At 39.9% G+C, this 15,384-nt stretch carries 12 protein-coding genes; 8 read left to right on the forward strand and 4 right to left on the reverse strand.

Translation table 11 applies throughout. The features are described 5' to 3' along the window. Positions 1-215: 215 nt before the first annotated feature. Together N523_RS0118360 and N523_RS0118365 are read right to left on the reverse strand one after the other, a co-directional pair. Positions 216-2,387: a S46 family peptidase gene (locus N523_RS0118360; protein WP_028834805.1), complete on the reverse strand. Its 2,172-nt coding sequence runs from the start codon at positions 2,385-2,387 to the stop codon at positions 216-218. A gap of 159 nt (positions 2,388-2,546) precedes the next feature. Next, positions 2,547-4,337, reverse strand: coding sequence for a M61 family metallopeptidase (locus N523_RS0118365; RefSeq protein WP_028834804.1), 1,791 nt, complete (start codon positions 4,335-4,337; stop codon positions 2,547-2,549). 225 nt (positions 4,338-4,562) lie between these two features. Here N523_RS0118365 and N523_RS0118370 point away from each other — a divergent pair, with 225 nt between their 5' ends. The 8 genes from N523_RS0118370 (at position 4,563) to ilvN (ending at position 14,294) form a co-directional block, all read left to right on the forward strand. Beyond that, positions 4,563-6,071 (forward strand): GGDEF domain-containing protein, encoded by a 1,509-nt coding sequence (locus N523_RS0118370; protein ID WP_081745142.1) that lies wholly within the window; start codon positions 4,563-4,565, stop codon positions 6,069-6,071. Between the two features lie 77 nt (positions 6,072-6,148). After that, complete coding sequence (ppnN, locus tag N523_RS0118375; protein WP_013463271.1) at positions 6,149-7,492, forward strand: nucleotide 5'-monophosphate nucleosidase PpnN; 1,344 nt, start codon at positions 6,149-6,151, stop codon at positions 7,490-7,492. A gap of 8 nt (positions 7,493-7,500) precedes the next feature. Next, complete coding sequence (gene xni, locus N523_RS0118380) at positions 7,501-8,274, forward strand: flap endonuclease Xni (RefSeq protein ID WP_013463270.1); 774 nt, start codon at positions 7,501-7,503, stop codon at positions 8,272-8,274. Positions 8,275-8,343: 69 nt separating this feature from the next. Next, positions 8,344-8,739 carry a DUF3192 domain-containing protein gene (locus N523_RS0118385; RefSeq protein WP_024600863.1) on the forward strand — a complete coding sequence of 132 codons (396 nt, stop codon included), beginning with the start codon at positions 8,344-8,346 and terminating at the stop codon, positions 8,737-8,739. Beyond that, complete coding sequence (locus N523_RS0118390) at positions 8,739-10,421, forward strand: hypothetical protein (protein ID WP_028834802.1); 1,683 nt, start codon at positions 8,739-8,741, stop codon at positions 10,419-10,421. The genes N523_RS0118385 and N523_RS0118390 overlap by 1 nt, the downstream gene beginning before the upstream one ends. 179 nt (positions 10,422-10,600) lie before the next feature. Next, positions 10,601-11,608, forward strand: a complete 1,008-nt coding sequence (locus N523_RS0118395; protein WP_013463267.1) for an isocitrate dehydrogenase — start codon at positions 10,601-10,603, stop codon at positions 11,606-11,608. A 461-nt stretch (positions 11,609-12,069) separates the two neighbouring features. Further along, complete coding sequence (locus tag N523_RS0118400; protein WP_013463266.1) at positions 12,070-13,794, forward strand: acetolactate synthase 3 large subunit; 1,725 nt, start codon at positions 12,070-12,072, stop codon at positions 13,792-13,794. After that, positions 13,794-14,294, forward strand: a complete 501-nt coding sequence (gene ilvN, locus N523_RS0118405) for an acetolactate synthase small subunit (protein ID WP_013463265.1) — start codon at positions 13,794-13,796, stop codon at positions 14,292-14,294. The genes N523_RS0118400 and ilvN overlap by 1 nt, the downstream gene beginning before the upstream one ends. Before the next feature lie 65 nt (positions 14,295-14,359). Here ilvN and N523_RS0118410 read toward each other — a convergent pair whose 3' ends face one another. Both N523_RS0118410 and N523_RS0118415 read right to left on the reverse strand, forming a co-directional pair. After that, the gene (locus N523_RS0118410) at positions 14,360-14,635 is read right to left on the reverse strand and encodes an HU family DNA-binding protein (protein ID WP_008112559.1); all 276 of its coding nucleotides are present in this window, start codon (positions 14,633-14,635) and stop codon (positions 14,360-14,362) included. A 208-nt stretch (positions 14,636-14,843) separates the two neighbouring features. Next, positions 14,844-15,383, reverse strand: a complete 540-nt coding sequence (locus N523_RS0118415) for a DUF3833 domain-containing protein (RefSeq protein ID WP_028834801.1) — start codon at positions 15,381-15,383, stop codon at positions 14,844-14,846. Position 15,384: the final 1 nt, after the last annotated feature.

Raw genomic sequence — 15,384 nt, forward strand, 5'->3', positions numbered from 1 at the left:
ACAAAGAGAAGTGAATGAGCAGCAAATGAGAAACCAAAACCATCACACAGTCTTAAACGCGCCAGTGAAAAGTCAAAAAGTAGCTCCCCCCGTAACCCGTAACCCGTAACCCGTAGCCCGTAGCCCGTACCCTAAGTTAAATTAATCAAAAATGTTTAAACAAAAAAAGGCGCTTCCGGTTAAGGTGAGCGCCTTTTTGTTATTTTAACTGCTTCTTATTTTACGATTTTCATTTCGTCTAATAAGTTTTGTGCGTTATCTACTTTATCCATTACCCAGAGCATGTAACGTGAATCTACATGGATTGAGCGATTTAGCTCTGGGTTGTAATCCCAATCACCAATAATGCTTTCGTACACACCGTCAAACAGTAAGCCTACAAGTTCTGCTTTGCCGTTAAGTGTTGGTGAACCTGAGTTACCGCCTGTCGTGTCTACATTTGATAAAAAGTTAACCGGAACAGTATTCATGCCACCAGTGTAATCACCATAAAGCTTCGCTTTAATTTGCTCTTGCAGCTTTTTAGGCGCATTAAATGGGTCAACATCGGTGTTTTTAGCAAGCAACCCTTCAAGTGAGGTAAACGGCGTGGCCACTAAACCATCTTGCGGAGAATACCCGCCTACCGTGCCGTAAGTTACACGTAATGTGCTATTTGCATCGGCGTAAACCGGTTTGTTTTGCGCTTTATTAAAGGCAATAATCGCACTCATTAACTCTGGGCGAGCGGCTTGTAACTTACCTGCAAGGGCTTTTGACTTATCTTCCTCAGCTTTCATTACCGTGAATATGGCTTTTGCATATTGCATGAATGGGTCTTGGCTTTGGTTTAATTGGCTAAGCGTTTGCTCAAATAATGAATTACGTACAATTTCGTTATCAAGCGTTGATTTAGCGTACATTTCATCAAGTAATGCACTTTGTTTTGCTTTATCAAACCCATTTTCTAAAGCAAAGGCTTTATCAATTTCACTAAAACGCTCTGCTTTAGGTAATGCTGCATATTGCTCTAAAAAGTGCAGTAATATGGCTTTATCTACGTTTGCGTCAAAGCGACGTGACATACGCTCTAAACCCGATTTAATACGCGGTAAATCACGTTCTTGATAACCCGATTCACGCTCGCTATTTGGCTTTTGTTTTTCATAAGCTAAACGGTATAAACGACGTGCCGTGCTGATCATTTGTGAACGGTGAACATAGCCTACCATACGGTCGCGCTCACTGTGCTCTTGCGATTGTGCAACAAGTGCTGATAACTCATTAAGTACGTTACCGTAGCGCTGTTTACGTTCGCTATCGCTGTTTATCCAGCTTGTAAGTTCTTGTTCAAACTGCTTTTTACGCTCAAACATGGTGCCTTTTTTAAAGCTTTCGATCATCGAGCCATAGTTTTTAATGTAGTTGTTATAACCAGCTATGGTGCTTTCGTAAGCAATACGCGCTTTACTGCCATCTTCTGAGTTTTCTTCAATTAATGACACGTATTTAGTATTGTGCATGCGCGCTTTAGGGTAGCTGTCGTTAAATACATAATCGACCTCTGCCGCAATACGGTAACGATTGGTTCGTCCTGGATAGCCAGTAACCATGACAAAATCACCCTCTTGCACGCCTTTAGCACTTACACTTAAGTAAGACTCAGGCACGTACGGTACGTTGTCTTCGCTGTATTCTGCTGGTTTGCCGTCTTTACCTACATAGGCGCGGTAAAAACCAAAATCGCCTGTGTGACGCGGCCACATCCAGTTATCGATATCGCCACCGTATTTACCTACGCCCATAGCAGGTGCATACGCTAAACGTACATCTTTAATTTCCAGCGATTTAATAAGGTAAAACTCTAAACCACCATGAAACGAATATACATTACAACGGTAGCTTTCATCGGCTTCACACTCTGCAACGAGGGCTTTTTGATTTTTTTCTAACGCATCGTAGCGTGCTTTTGCACTTAGCTCGTCAGTGCCGCTAATTACTTTATCAGTCACGTTGGTCACTGTTTCTGTAACGTACACACGCGAACCTGGGGCAGCAGGTAAATCTTCAGCCGGTGTTTTTGCTAAAAAGCCGTTTTCAAGTATGTTGTTTTCAGGCGTTGAATTATATTGCACTGAGCCATAAATACAGTGATGGTTAGTAACAACTAAGCCCTTTGGCGAAACAAACGAGGCTGTACATCCGCCTAAGCTAATAACCGCATTCATTGGAAATTCGGTTAATTTTGAAATTGAATCAACACTGATTTCAAGGCCTTTGGCTTTTAAAATTGATTCCAGCTCTGGTAGCTGATGAGGTTGCCACATACCTTCATCGGCATTGGCCGCAGAAGAAAGTGCCAGTGAACAGGTTGCTACCAAAGTGGCAACAAGAGGTTTTAAACGCATTATAGAATCCCTTTTATTATTGAACCTGCAGATTACTCATTAAGTATGAGTAAGGTCAACTGCGCTGAGATAAATTGTTACAATATAGCGCCCAATAAACAAAAAAGGAGCTCAGGGTTTGTACCCTAAGCTCCTTTTTAAACAATATGATATACGATGTTAGTCGTCTTTTTTCACATCATTTGGATGCGCTACACCCATCCATGCTTTAAATAATGCTTTTTGCTCATCAGTGGCATTTTTATTCGCAACCACTTTTTTAGGTTTATCGAAATCTTCAGACAACACAAGCTCAGTCGACATTAATGCATCACGACGAATAAAATCAACAGTGACTTTATCGCCTGCTTTAAAGGTTTCTAGGCTGGCTGTTAAGTCTTTACCTACATGCTTTTTATTAATAGCGACGAGTTTATCGTCGGTGGTTAAGCCGCCTTGCCATGCTGCACCATCGCGGCGTACATGGGTAAGCGTAAGTAACTCGCCAGTATTTTTAGTAAATGCATCTAAGCTTGGTGTGGCCTTGGCTTTTTCTGGTAATTCAAAGCTTAAACCTACTTTTGCTAGCAGTGCATCAAAATCAAGGTTGGCTGGTGAGCTAACATTTGCCTGCCACCACGCGCTGTAATCACGCCCTGATAGTTGTTTTAAAATAGCCAGTACGTCTTGCTCAGTAAACCCTGCCGGTAATTTATGCTGTTTATAAAGCGCTTTATGTACATCTCTGTAGCTAATTTTACCTTGGCTATTTTCAAGTAGGTCGATATCTAACGCCATCGACAATAATGAACCTTCAAGATAAATATTAGTGCTGTAGTTACGTGCGTGATCGCCGCCTTGGTTTATCCATTTATCAAAACTGGTTTCGCTGGCACTTTGCACTTCACGCCCAGGGGTAGTGAGGTGGCGGTTAATGGTTTTGCTTAATACTTTAAAAAGCTCATCGTTGGTTTGAATACCCGAACGCACTAATAAATGATCTTCAAAATAGCTGGTAGAGCCCTCTGCTATCCATAGCAATTTTGAATAATTAATATTAGTGTAGTCATATGGCGCAAGCCCTTTAGGACGGTACGCTTTTACATTCCAAGTATGAATAAACTCATGAGCTGCCGTACTTATAAAACCTAAATAGTCTTCACGTTTAGCAAAGCGGTCACGTGGGCGCTGAATAATCGTTGAGTTTAAGTGCTCAGTTGCCCCGCTTGCGCCTGATGTAGCATGTACCATAAATACATAGCGTTCATACGGGTAGCTGTCCCAAATCACATTGCCGGTAGCCACTAGCTTTTTCAAATCGGTTAGCATCAGTTCAATATCGTAATTGCCCTCACCCCATACCACCAGTTCGTACTCACGACCATCAACTTCAAAAGTGCGTAGCTCGTTAATACCGGTTTCGATTGGCGAATCAACTAATACATCGTAGTCACTGGCTTTAAAGCTGTGCTTATTTTTATAATTTTCCATGCCTGACACAGAGCGCCATGCTTTAGGGACGTTTAATTCAACCGTTACTGGCTCTTGGCGAAATGATTCGCTAAACATAAAAAAGCCTGATGCATCAATAAAGGCATGGCTGTCGTCAATATGGCGGGCGCGCTTACCTAGCTCATTGGCATACACTTGGTAATCTATATTTACTTCAGTGGGTTCATTTAAATGAACGCGCCATGTGCTGTGGTCAATCTTTTCCCACTTTAATGCATTACCTTCATCATCACTGGCTTTAAAGTAGCGAACGCCATTGGCAAGATTTAAAATTTCATAACGACCAGTGCGCCATGCTGGAAGTTTCACATCTAAGAAAGACTGCGCCGTTTTAGGAAATTCTACGTTCACATCACCTAAATGATGCTCTGGCTGAGAAATGTTTAAAGCGTAATTAACGTCGGCAAATACCGGTGCTGAACAGGCAGCTAAAATTGATAAGGCAAGTAGCTTTTTCATAAAGGCTCTTTTTTATATAACGTATTGTTGTACCAAGATTAACAAGACCCATTTTAAAAGTGAATTAAAAGCGATAAATACACTTATATTTAAGATCGTTCGTATTTTGTTGCTAAAAACATTAAGTTTTTGATCTCATACCTACTATTAATATGTTTTTGTTGTAAACTAAACCAATAAAGGTATTAAAATAATGGTGTGTAGGTGTCTAGGAGCTCCAATACGGTGGAACAAAAACTAAAACAAGCAATTGACAGTAGAAAAGTAATAGAAAGCGCTCGTAAACATCAAGTTGACACCCTTTCTAACTTTGCGGCTAAGTTATCTTTAAGCTGTAAAGGACTTGATATTGAGCTTGATAACCGCCTAGCAAAGTTCCGTAGCGCATTAAACAAAGGAATGGATTTTGAAGACTTCTCTCCTTTGGTAGATGATATTTTGGCCTTGCTAAAAAATCAGGAAGCGATTCAACTAGCGCATCAACGCGACCTGTTAACCAGCGTACAAAATGCAGGAAAACAGTTACAACAAACGAAAGGCCTGCCTGACGAAACCCGCAGAACGCTGCGTCATTTATTAGATAACCAACTTGACGATATACAATCGGTGCATGGGTTTATCCCAATATTAAACCAATTGATCACCTTTTATCATCAAGCTTTAATTGCTAAAAGCAATAAAACCTTTGAACCACCCAACCTAAGTGTGCTCACTGAAAAGCTTTTTAAATTAGTTAGTGAGCTCGTGCTAGAAGAAGAAGCCAACGAATCACTGTATTTAATAAAAAAACGCATTGCTAAAAATAAAGCCGTTGACCAGTTACTTGATGCCGCAATAGATGTGATTACTTTAATTGTTAAAAGTATTCACGTTGAACGTGAATCAGCGCAAAGCTTTTTAGCTTCATTAAACCAAACACTTGAGGAGCTGCATCGCTCATTGGTATCAACCAGTGAACACTCTGAATCAATGAATGTTGAATTTGACTCAATAAATCAACGCATTGGTGAAAAGCTAGAAAGTTTAAATACACAAACAAAAAATGCGACCTCAATCACAGCGTTAAAGCAGCTAGTTGAAAACGAGTTACGCTCACTCAGTGCAGATATTTTAGAAAAAGAGCAACTCGAACAAAAAGATCGCAGAATTTTAGTTGCCAGCTTTACACAAATAAATGAAAGAATTAATAGCTTAGAAAACAAAGTCAGTAACTATAAAAAACGTTTAAATGAGCAACGGTTTAAAAGCTTACTCGACAGCCTGACAAAACTGCCTAATCGCGCGGCATTTGATGAGCGTTACAACCACGAAATTAATTTATTTAACGAACAACCGTCAGACATAACGCTAGTTGTTATAGACGTCGACCATTTTAAATCAATCAACGATCGATTTGGCCATACTGCGGGCGATATTACTTTACAAGTTATTGCCAAAGCACTGCAAAAGTCGATTAGGCAATCAGACTTTATTGCACGCTATGGCGGCGAAGAGTTTGTGCTATTAATGCCACGCACTTCACTTGAAAACGCGACAGCGCACCTCAATAAATTAAGACAGTCTATTAAAAAGATACCGTTTAAATTTAAAGACAAACAAATTGAAATTACTGTTTCGCTAGGCGCAACCCAATTTAAAGAGGGTGATACCCCTCTAAAAGCATTTGATAGAGCCGATCAAGCTTTATACGATGCTAAAAATTCAGGCCGGGATCGTCTGTGCATTAGTAAATAGTGTTATGCATTTCTACCTTTGAGTACAAGGCATAATTACGCAGTAAATTTACCCAAGAAGTATCAAGGAGAATGCCGATGCTAATACAGTTAAACCCAACAGGGGTATTAGATTTATTATCGCAGCTAGAAGTAGACCTACTAGAACAGTCATCAACAAGCGAACGCTACAGGTTATTCAGAAATTGTGTTTTAGCTGTGCTTAATGTAGGCAGCCATACCGATGTAAGTAACGATATATACGAAAAACATAAAGACTTTGATATTCGTTTGGTAAGCCGTGAACGCGGTATTAAAATTGAATTAGAGAACCCGCCGCAAACGGCCTTCGTTGACGGCCACATAGTCACCGGCATACATGAGCACATATTTTCGGTTATTCGCGATATCTTATTTATTTGCCAAAAGTATGAAAAAAACCTCCAAGAAACTAAAGCCATTACCCACATGGTTTTTGACATGCTTAGAAATGCCGACGCTCTTAAAGTAAATAGTGAACCTAACATGATTGTATGCTGGGGCGGCCACTCTATTAACGAAATAGAATATAAATACACTAAACAAGTAGGTTACGAATTAGGCTTACGCGGATTAAATATTTGTACTGGCTGTGGGCCTGGTGCAATGAAAGGCCCGATGAAAGGCGCCACTATTGGTCATGCCAAACAACGTATAACTAACAACCGTTATTTAGGTTTAACTGAGCCTAGTATTATTGCAGCTGAGCCACCTAACCCGATTGTGAATGAACTGGTTATTTTACCCGATATTGAAAAGCGACTTGAGGCCTTTGTTCGCACCGCTCATGCCATTATTATTTTTCCTGGTGGTGCAGGCACAGCTGAAGAACTATTGTATTTATTAGGTATTTTGTTGCACCCTGAAAACGAAAAGCAATGTTTACCTGTTATTCTTACCGGTCCAAAACAAAGTGAAGCTTACTTTGAGGAGCTGTGTCAATTCATTCAAATGACTTTAGGCGATGCAGCCCTAGATAAATTTGAAGTGATTATTGATGATCCTCAATTAGTAAGCCAAAAGTTAAAGTCGGCAATGAATGGTGTACGCGAATACCGTAAAAGCCAAGGAGATGCGTATTACTTTAACTGGACCTTGAAAATAGACAGTGATTTTCAGCAACCTTTTTACCCCTCTCATGAGGCTATGGCGTCGCTTGATTTACACCTTGATCAACCCAAACAACAGTTAGCGGCTAATTTACGCCGTGCGTTTTCGGGAATAGTGGCGGGAAATGTAAAAGAAGAAGGTTTAAATGCGATTAAAAAAGACGGCCCGTATGTCCTCAGTGGCGAGCCTGATTTAATGAAAGCAATGGACACACTTTTACAAGCGTTTGTAGAACAAGGTAGAATGAAACTCCCTGGCAGTAAGTATATTCCTTGTTATACAATAAAAGCGTGAGTTTATAATTGAATCCCCATTTACTTCTTATTGATGCGCTTAATTTAATTAGGCGCATCTATGCTGTTGATGCTAACCAAACGCATCACAGCGACGAACATATGTTAAAAGCATGCTGCGCTCGAGTAGCACATGCCTGCAAAAAACTCATAACAACCACTAATGCAACCCATGCAATTGCTGTATTTGATGGCGATAAAAGTTGGCGCTATCACTTTTACAAAGATTACAAACATTCGCGCGCCCCGATGCCACAAACGTTAAAAGAAGCCTTGCCACATTTTAAAGCGGCCATTGAAGAAACCGGCATTGTGGTATTTGAGCCGACTAACGATGAAGCCGATGACATTATTGCAACATTAGCCCATAAAGCCGCCAACAATCAGATAAATAACACTATTGTCTCTACCGATAAAGGGTTTTTACCGCATTTAAATGAGCAAATTGAAGTGTATGATTACTTTAAAAAACAACAGCTCACACAGCAGCATATCCAAGAACGTTTTGGCGTGGCACAACACAAACTCATAGACTTTTGGGCCCTGGCAGGAGACAAAACCAATGACATTCCAGGTGTTAAAGGCATTGGTGTTAAATCGGCGCAACAATTGGTGAATCAGTACAACACTCTCGAAGAGGCATTAAGCGATGAATCATTAAGTGCGCGCTTACAAAAAAAGCTTGCTGATGATATGGATATGTTTGTTATTTCTAAACAATTGGTGAGTTTGCGTACTGATATCCACTTAGGCTTTAGTTTAAAGCAGTTAAGGCTTAATTAGTCGCAAGTTAATGGCACTGAACGATCGCAATACGTATACTAGTAATAGTTATATTGGTCTGGGTAGGCAATGTTTAAAAAGTTTTTTAGGTATTTGATATTGGGATTAGGTTTATATGCACTGATAGCCACGTCGGTTATTATGTTTTATAAAGACGATCCACAAGCAATGATTTGGCAAGACCGCGAAGCATTCAATAAACGCTATATTGAAAAACTGCGCTTAGAAGATGCTTTTACGCTAAATGCTGTGCTTGAATATTTAGGCAGCCCAGATTTAACCTACGCCAAGCGCGATGGTGAACAGGTGTGGCAAGTTATATTTTATCGTACACAACATAAAACCTCGGATGGCATTACCACCATGGATGAATGTACCGGGTTATTATTTAAAAACGGCCAACTAATAATGTGGGGCCCAAGTGCTTATGAAAAATACCTTGAGCAAAATGATGGAACAATTTAATGGAAGCACCACTGTCGGGTAACCTAAAAAAGCTACTCGAAAGCACACAGTTGCTTTTAGCATCTCACAATAATAAAAACCAGTGGCATACTTTTTACCCGATTGTTTGTAAACTTGCAGAGCAATACGCAGCGTTATATAAACAAAACCCAGCAGCGTTACAAGCTCAGCTCAATTTGTATAAAACACACTATAGCTTTGCAACCAATTTAGTGGTTAATCAATGTGTTTTAACTTGTGCATTAAGTGCTAGCCAAAATTACGATAAACACTTAACAGAGCTTTATATCAGTGCCTCATTGGTGGAACACATTTGTGTTGCTAATCAGTTGAATAAACTAGCCCAACAGCAAACATTTACTAATACCGACACTAAAATGTGGCAGTTACGCCATAAACTCGCTGCCAAAGTGATATTGACATCACAACAACCAGCACATCAAATTGCCCATATTTTAGCTAAACTAGCCAAATACAAACACGCATTATTAAACACGCCTAAAGTCATGCTTTATGACGGAGCCAGTGTATTGGTTGCTCTGGCAAATATTTTGGCGCTTAACGTAACCTGCAACGCAAAACAGCAGCATATTAGTTTTTATAAAGCCGTAGCTGATATGTACGTAAGAACCCCCAACTCATTTGCACAGGGATTATTAAAAGGCTTAGTGGCACACGTTGGCGAATATGTACCAGGTAGCCAAGTGGTTTATGCTGACCAAACAATGATTTATTTGGCTACAGATTCGGCAGGCCGTCATATTATCGTTAATAATGCCAATACAAAAATGGCCTGGTATCGAATAAAAGCATCATTAGAGGATGGCTTAAAGGCATGGCCGTGTAATGACGAGCGCTTGTTTTTAAAAGTTTGGGACAGTGAGTACCTGCATATTGTTCATAAGAGTGACAATACACAGTCCTCTTTGTACGAATTAGTTAAACAAATAAAAAACCAACAAGAGTACAGTTACAAAGCATTAAATACATTACTTACCCCTTATCCTAATGTTATAAAATCAGTGTGCCATGCAGTAAAACAGTATAATAAAGAGCTGCAACCGGCAAAAGATTTAAGGCATAGCTTGTCTATGGTCGGTTACGATAAGGCCCCTGCGATTATTCAAGGCATGGTTTTCGAGCAGTTAGTAAATAGTATTGCCCATCCTTTACATACATTTTTGTGTACCCGCATGGGTTGTTTAGTCAACATTGTAGAGCTGTTAGTAAAACACGATAAAAATTTGCAAAGTGAACGCATTAGTTTGAGCCTATATGCCTATTTATATTATCTATTAATTAATTACAGCCCAGAAGTTTCTAGAAAAATCACCTTAGACCAAACACCGAATAAATCCTTAGATACGCCAATATGCACATTTTTTGGCATAAACAATGTTGATACCCCTCATTTAACTAATGAGCTTAATGAATTACTTAGTAGCGACCCTTGGGCAATAGCGTTATTAAAAGCTGAAACATTGCCTAAAAAGCAGCTCGATGATAGCGCTAAGTTGTGGGCAGCTTTGAAAGTTGTAGCCCAGCGCGTACTTAAACCTAACCAGCCATTAACAGCATGGCAACAGCAGATATTAAATCAACAACTCACCCGCCATGGTTGGAAAAGTGAGGCCATTTTTTATCAATCCCTGCAGCAATTAGGTCTGCACAATAGTATTTAGCTGACTTATTATCACTATAAATTAAAGTTATACCCTGTATTTGCAGTATAAACTGGCAAAATGTTCAATAAATTGGTATAAATGCCGGCTTAAATTTAGCACCCCTGTCATATAAGTAGTCTAAACTCTGTGAGTATTTTTTATTTATGTGTGTATCCAAATCTTTAAAGGAAAAGTTCATGGCCAAACAAACCATAACAGTGATCAAAGGCGACGGCATCGGCCCAAGCATTATCGACTCAGCACTTGAAATACTAAAAGCCGCAGGATGCGATTTTGATTATGAATTTGTTGACGCTGGCCTCGCTGCGCTTGAAAAAACGGGCGAATTGCTTCCACAAGAAACAATTGACACGATTGCTAAAAATAAAATCACTTTAAAAGGTCCATTAACGACCCCTGTAGGCGAAGGCTTTACATCAATCAATGTAACACTTCGTAAGCAGTTTGGTTTATACGCTAATGTTCGTCCTGTGAAGTCGTTCGCAGGTACTAAAGCACGTTACGATGACATTGATATTATTACTGTTCGTGAAAATACCCAAGGTATGTATTCAGGTGCAGGTCAAGTAGTGAGTGCTGATGGCAACGAAGCTGAGGCAATGTCTGTGATCACGCGTGAAGGCGCTGAAAAAATCGTTACTTTTGCATATGAGCTAGCTGTACGCGAAGGTCGCAAAAAAGTAACCGCTGTTCATAAAGCAAATATTTTAAAATCAACATCGGGTTTGTTCTTAAAAGTTGCTCGTGAAGTGGCTGAACGTTACCCTGAGATTGAATCAACTGAAATGATTGTTGATGCAACCTGTATGAAACTAGTAATGACACCGGAAGAGTTTGACGTAATTGTAACGACTAACCTATTCGGCGATATTTTATCTGATTTATGTGCTGGTTTAGTTGGTGGTTTAGGCATGGCGCCTGGTGCTAACATTGGTGAAGATGCGGCTATCTTTGAAGCTGTTCACGGTAGCGCACCTGATATTGCAGGTAAAAACCTAGCAAACCCTACGTCAGTTATTTTAGCGTCTATTCAAATGCTAGAGCATTTAAATATGGGCGATACGGCAGAGCGCATTCGTAGCGCAGTGGCAGATGTGATTAAATCAGGCGACCGTACTACTCGCGATTTAGGCGGCAGCCATGGTACAACTGACTTCACTCAGTCGGTAATCGACCGTCTGTAACAGTATAATTGAATTATAAAGCCAACATCTGTTGGCTTTTTTTATGCCTGCTCAAAACCGCTTGTATCACTTTAATGTAATTAATGTGTATTTAAGCCCCCTACTCCTTAAAATTAAAAATGCATAATTTCTGCTTTTAACGTGAGAATATTTCACAACAATTAGAATTTAAGATTAAAAAAGATATAAAAATGAATTTTTAATCCAAAAACTTTAGTTTTGGGTTGACATGAGCGCGCAAAAGCCTTAAAAATAACCACATACAAAAATTGTAATTTAAACAGCATTTTATTTTAAAGAGCAAAACATCATGAACACACAATTTCGTCTTTTAGTCTTACTCGTACTGGTCTTAGTGATAAGCCCAGCGGGGATGTATTAAAAGGTGAAACATGCTTTTTAAAACCCTCGCACTACGCGGGGGTTTTTTTTTGCATAAATCAGTCAACAGAGGAATGAGGATGAGTAAACAAGAATATAATGGCTCTGAATTGGTTGTTAAGTCATTAAAAGAGTTAAACGTTAAGTATATATTCGGTTACCCCGGTGGCTCAGTATTAGACTTATATGATGCGCTATTTCAGCAAGATGATATTGAACATATTTTAGTCCGTCATGAACAGGCCGCCACACACATGGCCGATGGTTACGCAAGAGCAACCGGTGAAGTCGGTGTTGTACTTGCCACTTCTGGACCAGGGGCAACAAACTGTGTAACAGGCATAGCAACTGCGTATATGGATTCTATTCCGATGGTGGTGTTATCAGGTCAGGTGCCAACCAACTTAATTGGCGATGACGCGTTTCAAGAAACGGATATTGTTGGCTGCTCTCGCCCGATTGTAAAGCATAGCTTTAATTGTAGAAGCGCTAGTGAAATCCCCAATATTCTTGCTAAAGCCTTTTATATTGCCAGCTCAGGTCGCCCAGGCCCAGTTGTCGTTGAACTTCCTAAAGACATGCTTAACCCTGAGCTAACCTTTGCTTACAACTTTCCAGCGGCAACAGAACTCAGAACCTACAACCCTAATACCAAGGGTCACTCTAAACAAATTCGTAAGGCCGTTACTGCTATTTTAGAAGCGAAAAAGCTGGTTATTTATTCTGGTGGCGGAATTGTGCTTTCAAATACATCAGAACAACTAACCCATTTAGTCGAATCGCTTAATGCCCCTATTACCAATACCCTAATGGGACTAGGCGGTATATCAGGCATTCACCCTAACTTTATTGGTATGTTGGGTATGCACGGTACATTAGAGGCAAATAAAGCCATGGCCAATGCTGATGTTATTTTAGCCCTTGGCGCACGATTCGATGATCGAGTTACCAATAACGTACAAAAGTTTTGCCCTAATGCCACTATCGTGCATGTAGATGTCGATCCGACTTCAATTTCCAAAACCATAAAAGCACATATTCCGGTTGTTGGCTGTTTAGCCACGGTACTTGAACAGTTACAAACTGCTATAGATAAAAGCCCAATAAAAATAGACCGCAGTGCACAAGAAGATTGGTGGCGACAGGTGATCAGTTGGCGCGAACAAAAATGCTTAAACTACAATACCGATGGCGATAAAATTAAACCTCAAGCAGTTATAGAGGCTATTTATAAAGCGACTAATGGTGATGCTTATGTCAGTTCAGATGTGGGCCAACACCAAATGTTTGCAGCGCAGTATTACCCATTTAAGCACCCTCGTCAGTGGATCAACTCAGGTGGCTTAGGCACCATGGGCTTTGGCTTACCAGCAGCTATGGGGGTTAAGCTCGCCTTTCCGGATAAAGAGTCTTTATGTGTGACTGGCGATGGCTCTATTCAAATGAACATTCAAGAACTTTCGACCTGTTTACAATACAACTTAGCGGTAAAAGTGATCTCGTTAAATAACCGTTCACTAGGTATGGTTAGACAATGGCAAGATATGATTTATGGCGGCAGACACTCCTCTTCCTATATGGAATCACTTCCTGACTTTGTAAAACTTGTAGAAAGCTACGGCCATGTAGGAATACGAGTCAATACACTGGATGAATTACAGCCAGCAATAGACAAAGCCATGTCGATAACCGATAGATTAGTGTTTTTAGATATTTTAGTAGATGAAAAAGAGCATGTTTACCCGATGCAAATTAAGCACGGTGGCATAGATGAAATGTGGTTAAGAAAAGGAGTAAAGGCATAATGCGTCGTATATTATCTATATTATTAGAAAATGAACCCGGTGCGTTATCACGTATAGTGGGGCTTTTTTCTCAGCGAGCTTACAACATTGATAGTTTAACTGTTGGAACCACTGATGATGAATCACTCTCGCGTATTACTGTCACCACTAAAGGCGATGATAGAATTGTTGAGCAAATCACCAAACAGGTAAATAAACTGGTCGATGTACTTAAGGTGATTGATTTAACCGAAATGAGCCACATAGAGCGCGAACTGTTATTAGTAAAAGTATTTGCTCAAGATGAAGCTACGCGAGCTGCTGTAACGCGGGTTGTAGATGTATTTCAGGGCGCTATTTTAGATATGGGGCGTCAAAGTTACAGCCTACAATTGGTAAGCAGTACCGATAAAATAGAGTCGTTTTTAGATACCTTACGTCATGAAACAGACATTATAGAAGTGGTTCGCTCTGGCGCGGTCGGCATTGGTCGCGGAGATAAGGCGCTTAAAGCTAAATAAGCGTTAAATTTACGGCAAAAAAAAAGGGCTTAATAGCCCTTTTATTATTTTTATAAACCTAAACCTTATAGGTTTACTTGGTCTTTAAGACCTTTACCTGGTTTAAAGCTTGGAATAGTCGCTGCTGAAATTTGGATTTCTGCACCTGTTTGTGGGTTACGACCTGTGCGAGCAGCACGTTCTTTAACTGAAAAAGTACCAAAACCAACTAATGCAACAGAGTTGCCTTCTTTTAGTGAAGAAGTTACAGCGCCTGTGAATGCATCAAGTGCACGTGTAGCGGCTGCTTTAGAGATTTCTGCGTCAGTAGAGATTTTTTCAACTAGTTGAGCTTTGTTCATTATTAGATTCCTATTCGTTATTATTTTGCCTTCGCAAATCCTATCTTTATGCATTTTCGAAGAGTTAGCAACAGCAAATTACGTTTTTTATCTAAAATACTAAAAAATTAGTAAAATTATAATAATTCACTGTAAAATACAGCGAGTTGGGTTAACAAAAACTTAATTTAAGCACAAATATAGTGCAGCTATGCACTGTGATGAGTCGCTATATTTTTTCTATTACTAAAGTCACTTCCCCGACCTCAACGCCAAACTTAACAATAGATGTGCGGTTTATCAAGCGCGTATTGGTGACTAAATACATCCAATCATCAAAGTTAACTTCAAAAGTGCTGCCATCGTAAGGAATTTCTACATTGTAGTTCCAATGAAAAACACTGCCATCACTTTTGCCTGTGGCCGTGCCTAAAACATCAGAAGCAGTACCGGTTAACGTGTTGTCGTCGTTTAAGGTTATTTTCCAAATACGTTTTTGGGTTTCGCCGTCATCATAAACGAAGTCTTCCTCAATAACGCCTTGGTTGCCATCCCACGTAGCGCTCAAGTCTACAACAAGCTTTCGGGTTAATTCGCCTTTAAAGTCTTGTACAACACCGTAGGCTTTTAAATCGCCGCTAAAAAAAGTCTTAAAATCGAAATTAGGTTCTGAGCCTTTGTAATGCTCTACACTCGGCGCTGAACAACTTGCAATAAAGAAGCTTACTACCAGTAGCAAAGTTACTTTGATACGTTTTAGATTAATCATA

This window comes from Pseudoalteromonas sp. 23_GOM-1509m (assembly GCF_000518425.1).
Classification (GTDB): domain Bacteria; phylum Pseudomonadota; class Gammaproteobacteria; order Enterobacterales; family Alteromonadaceae; genus Pseudoalteromonas; species Pseudoalteromonas tetraodonis.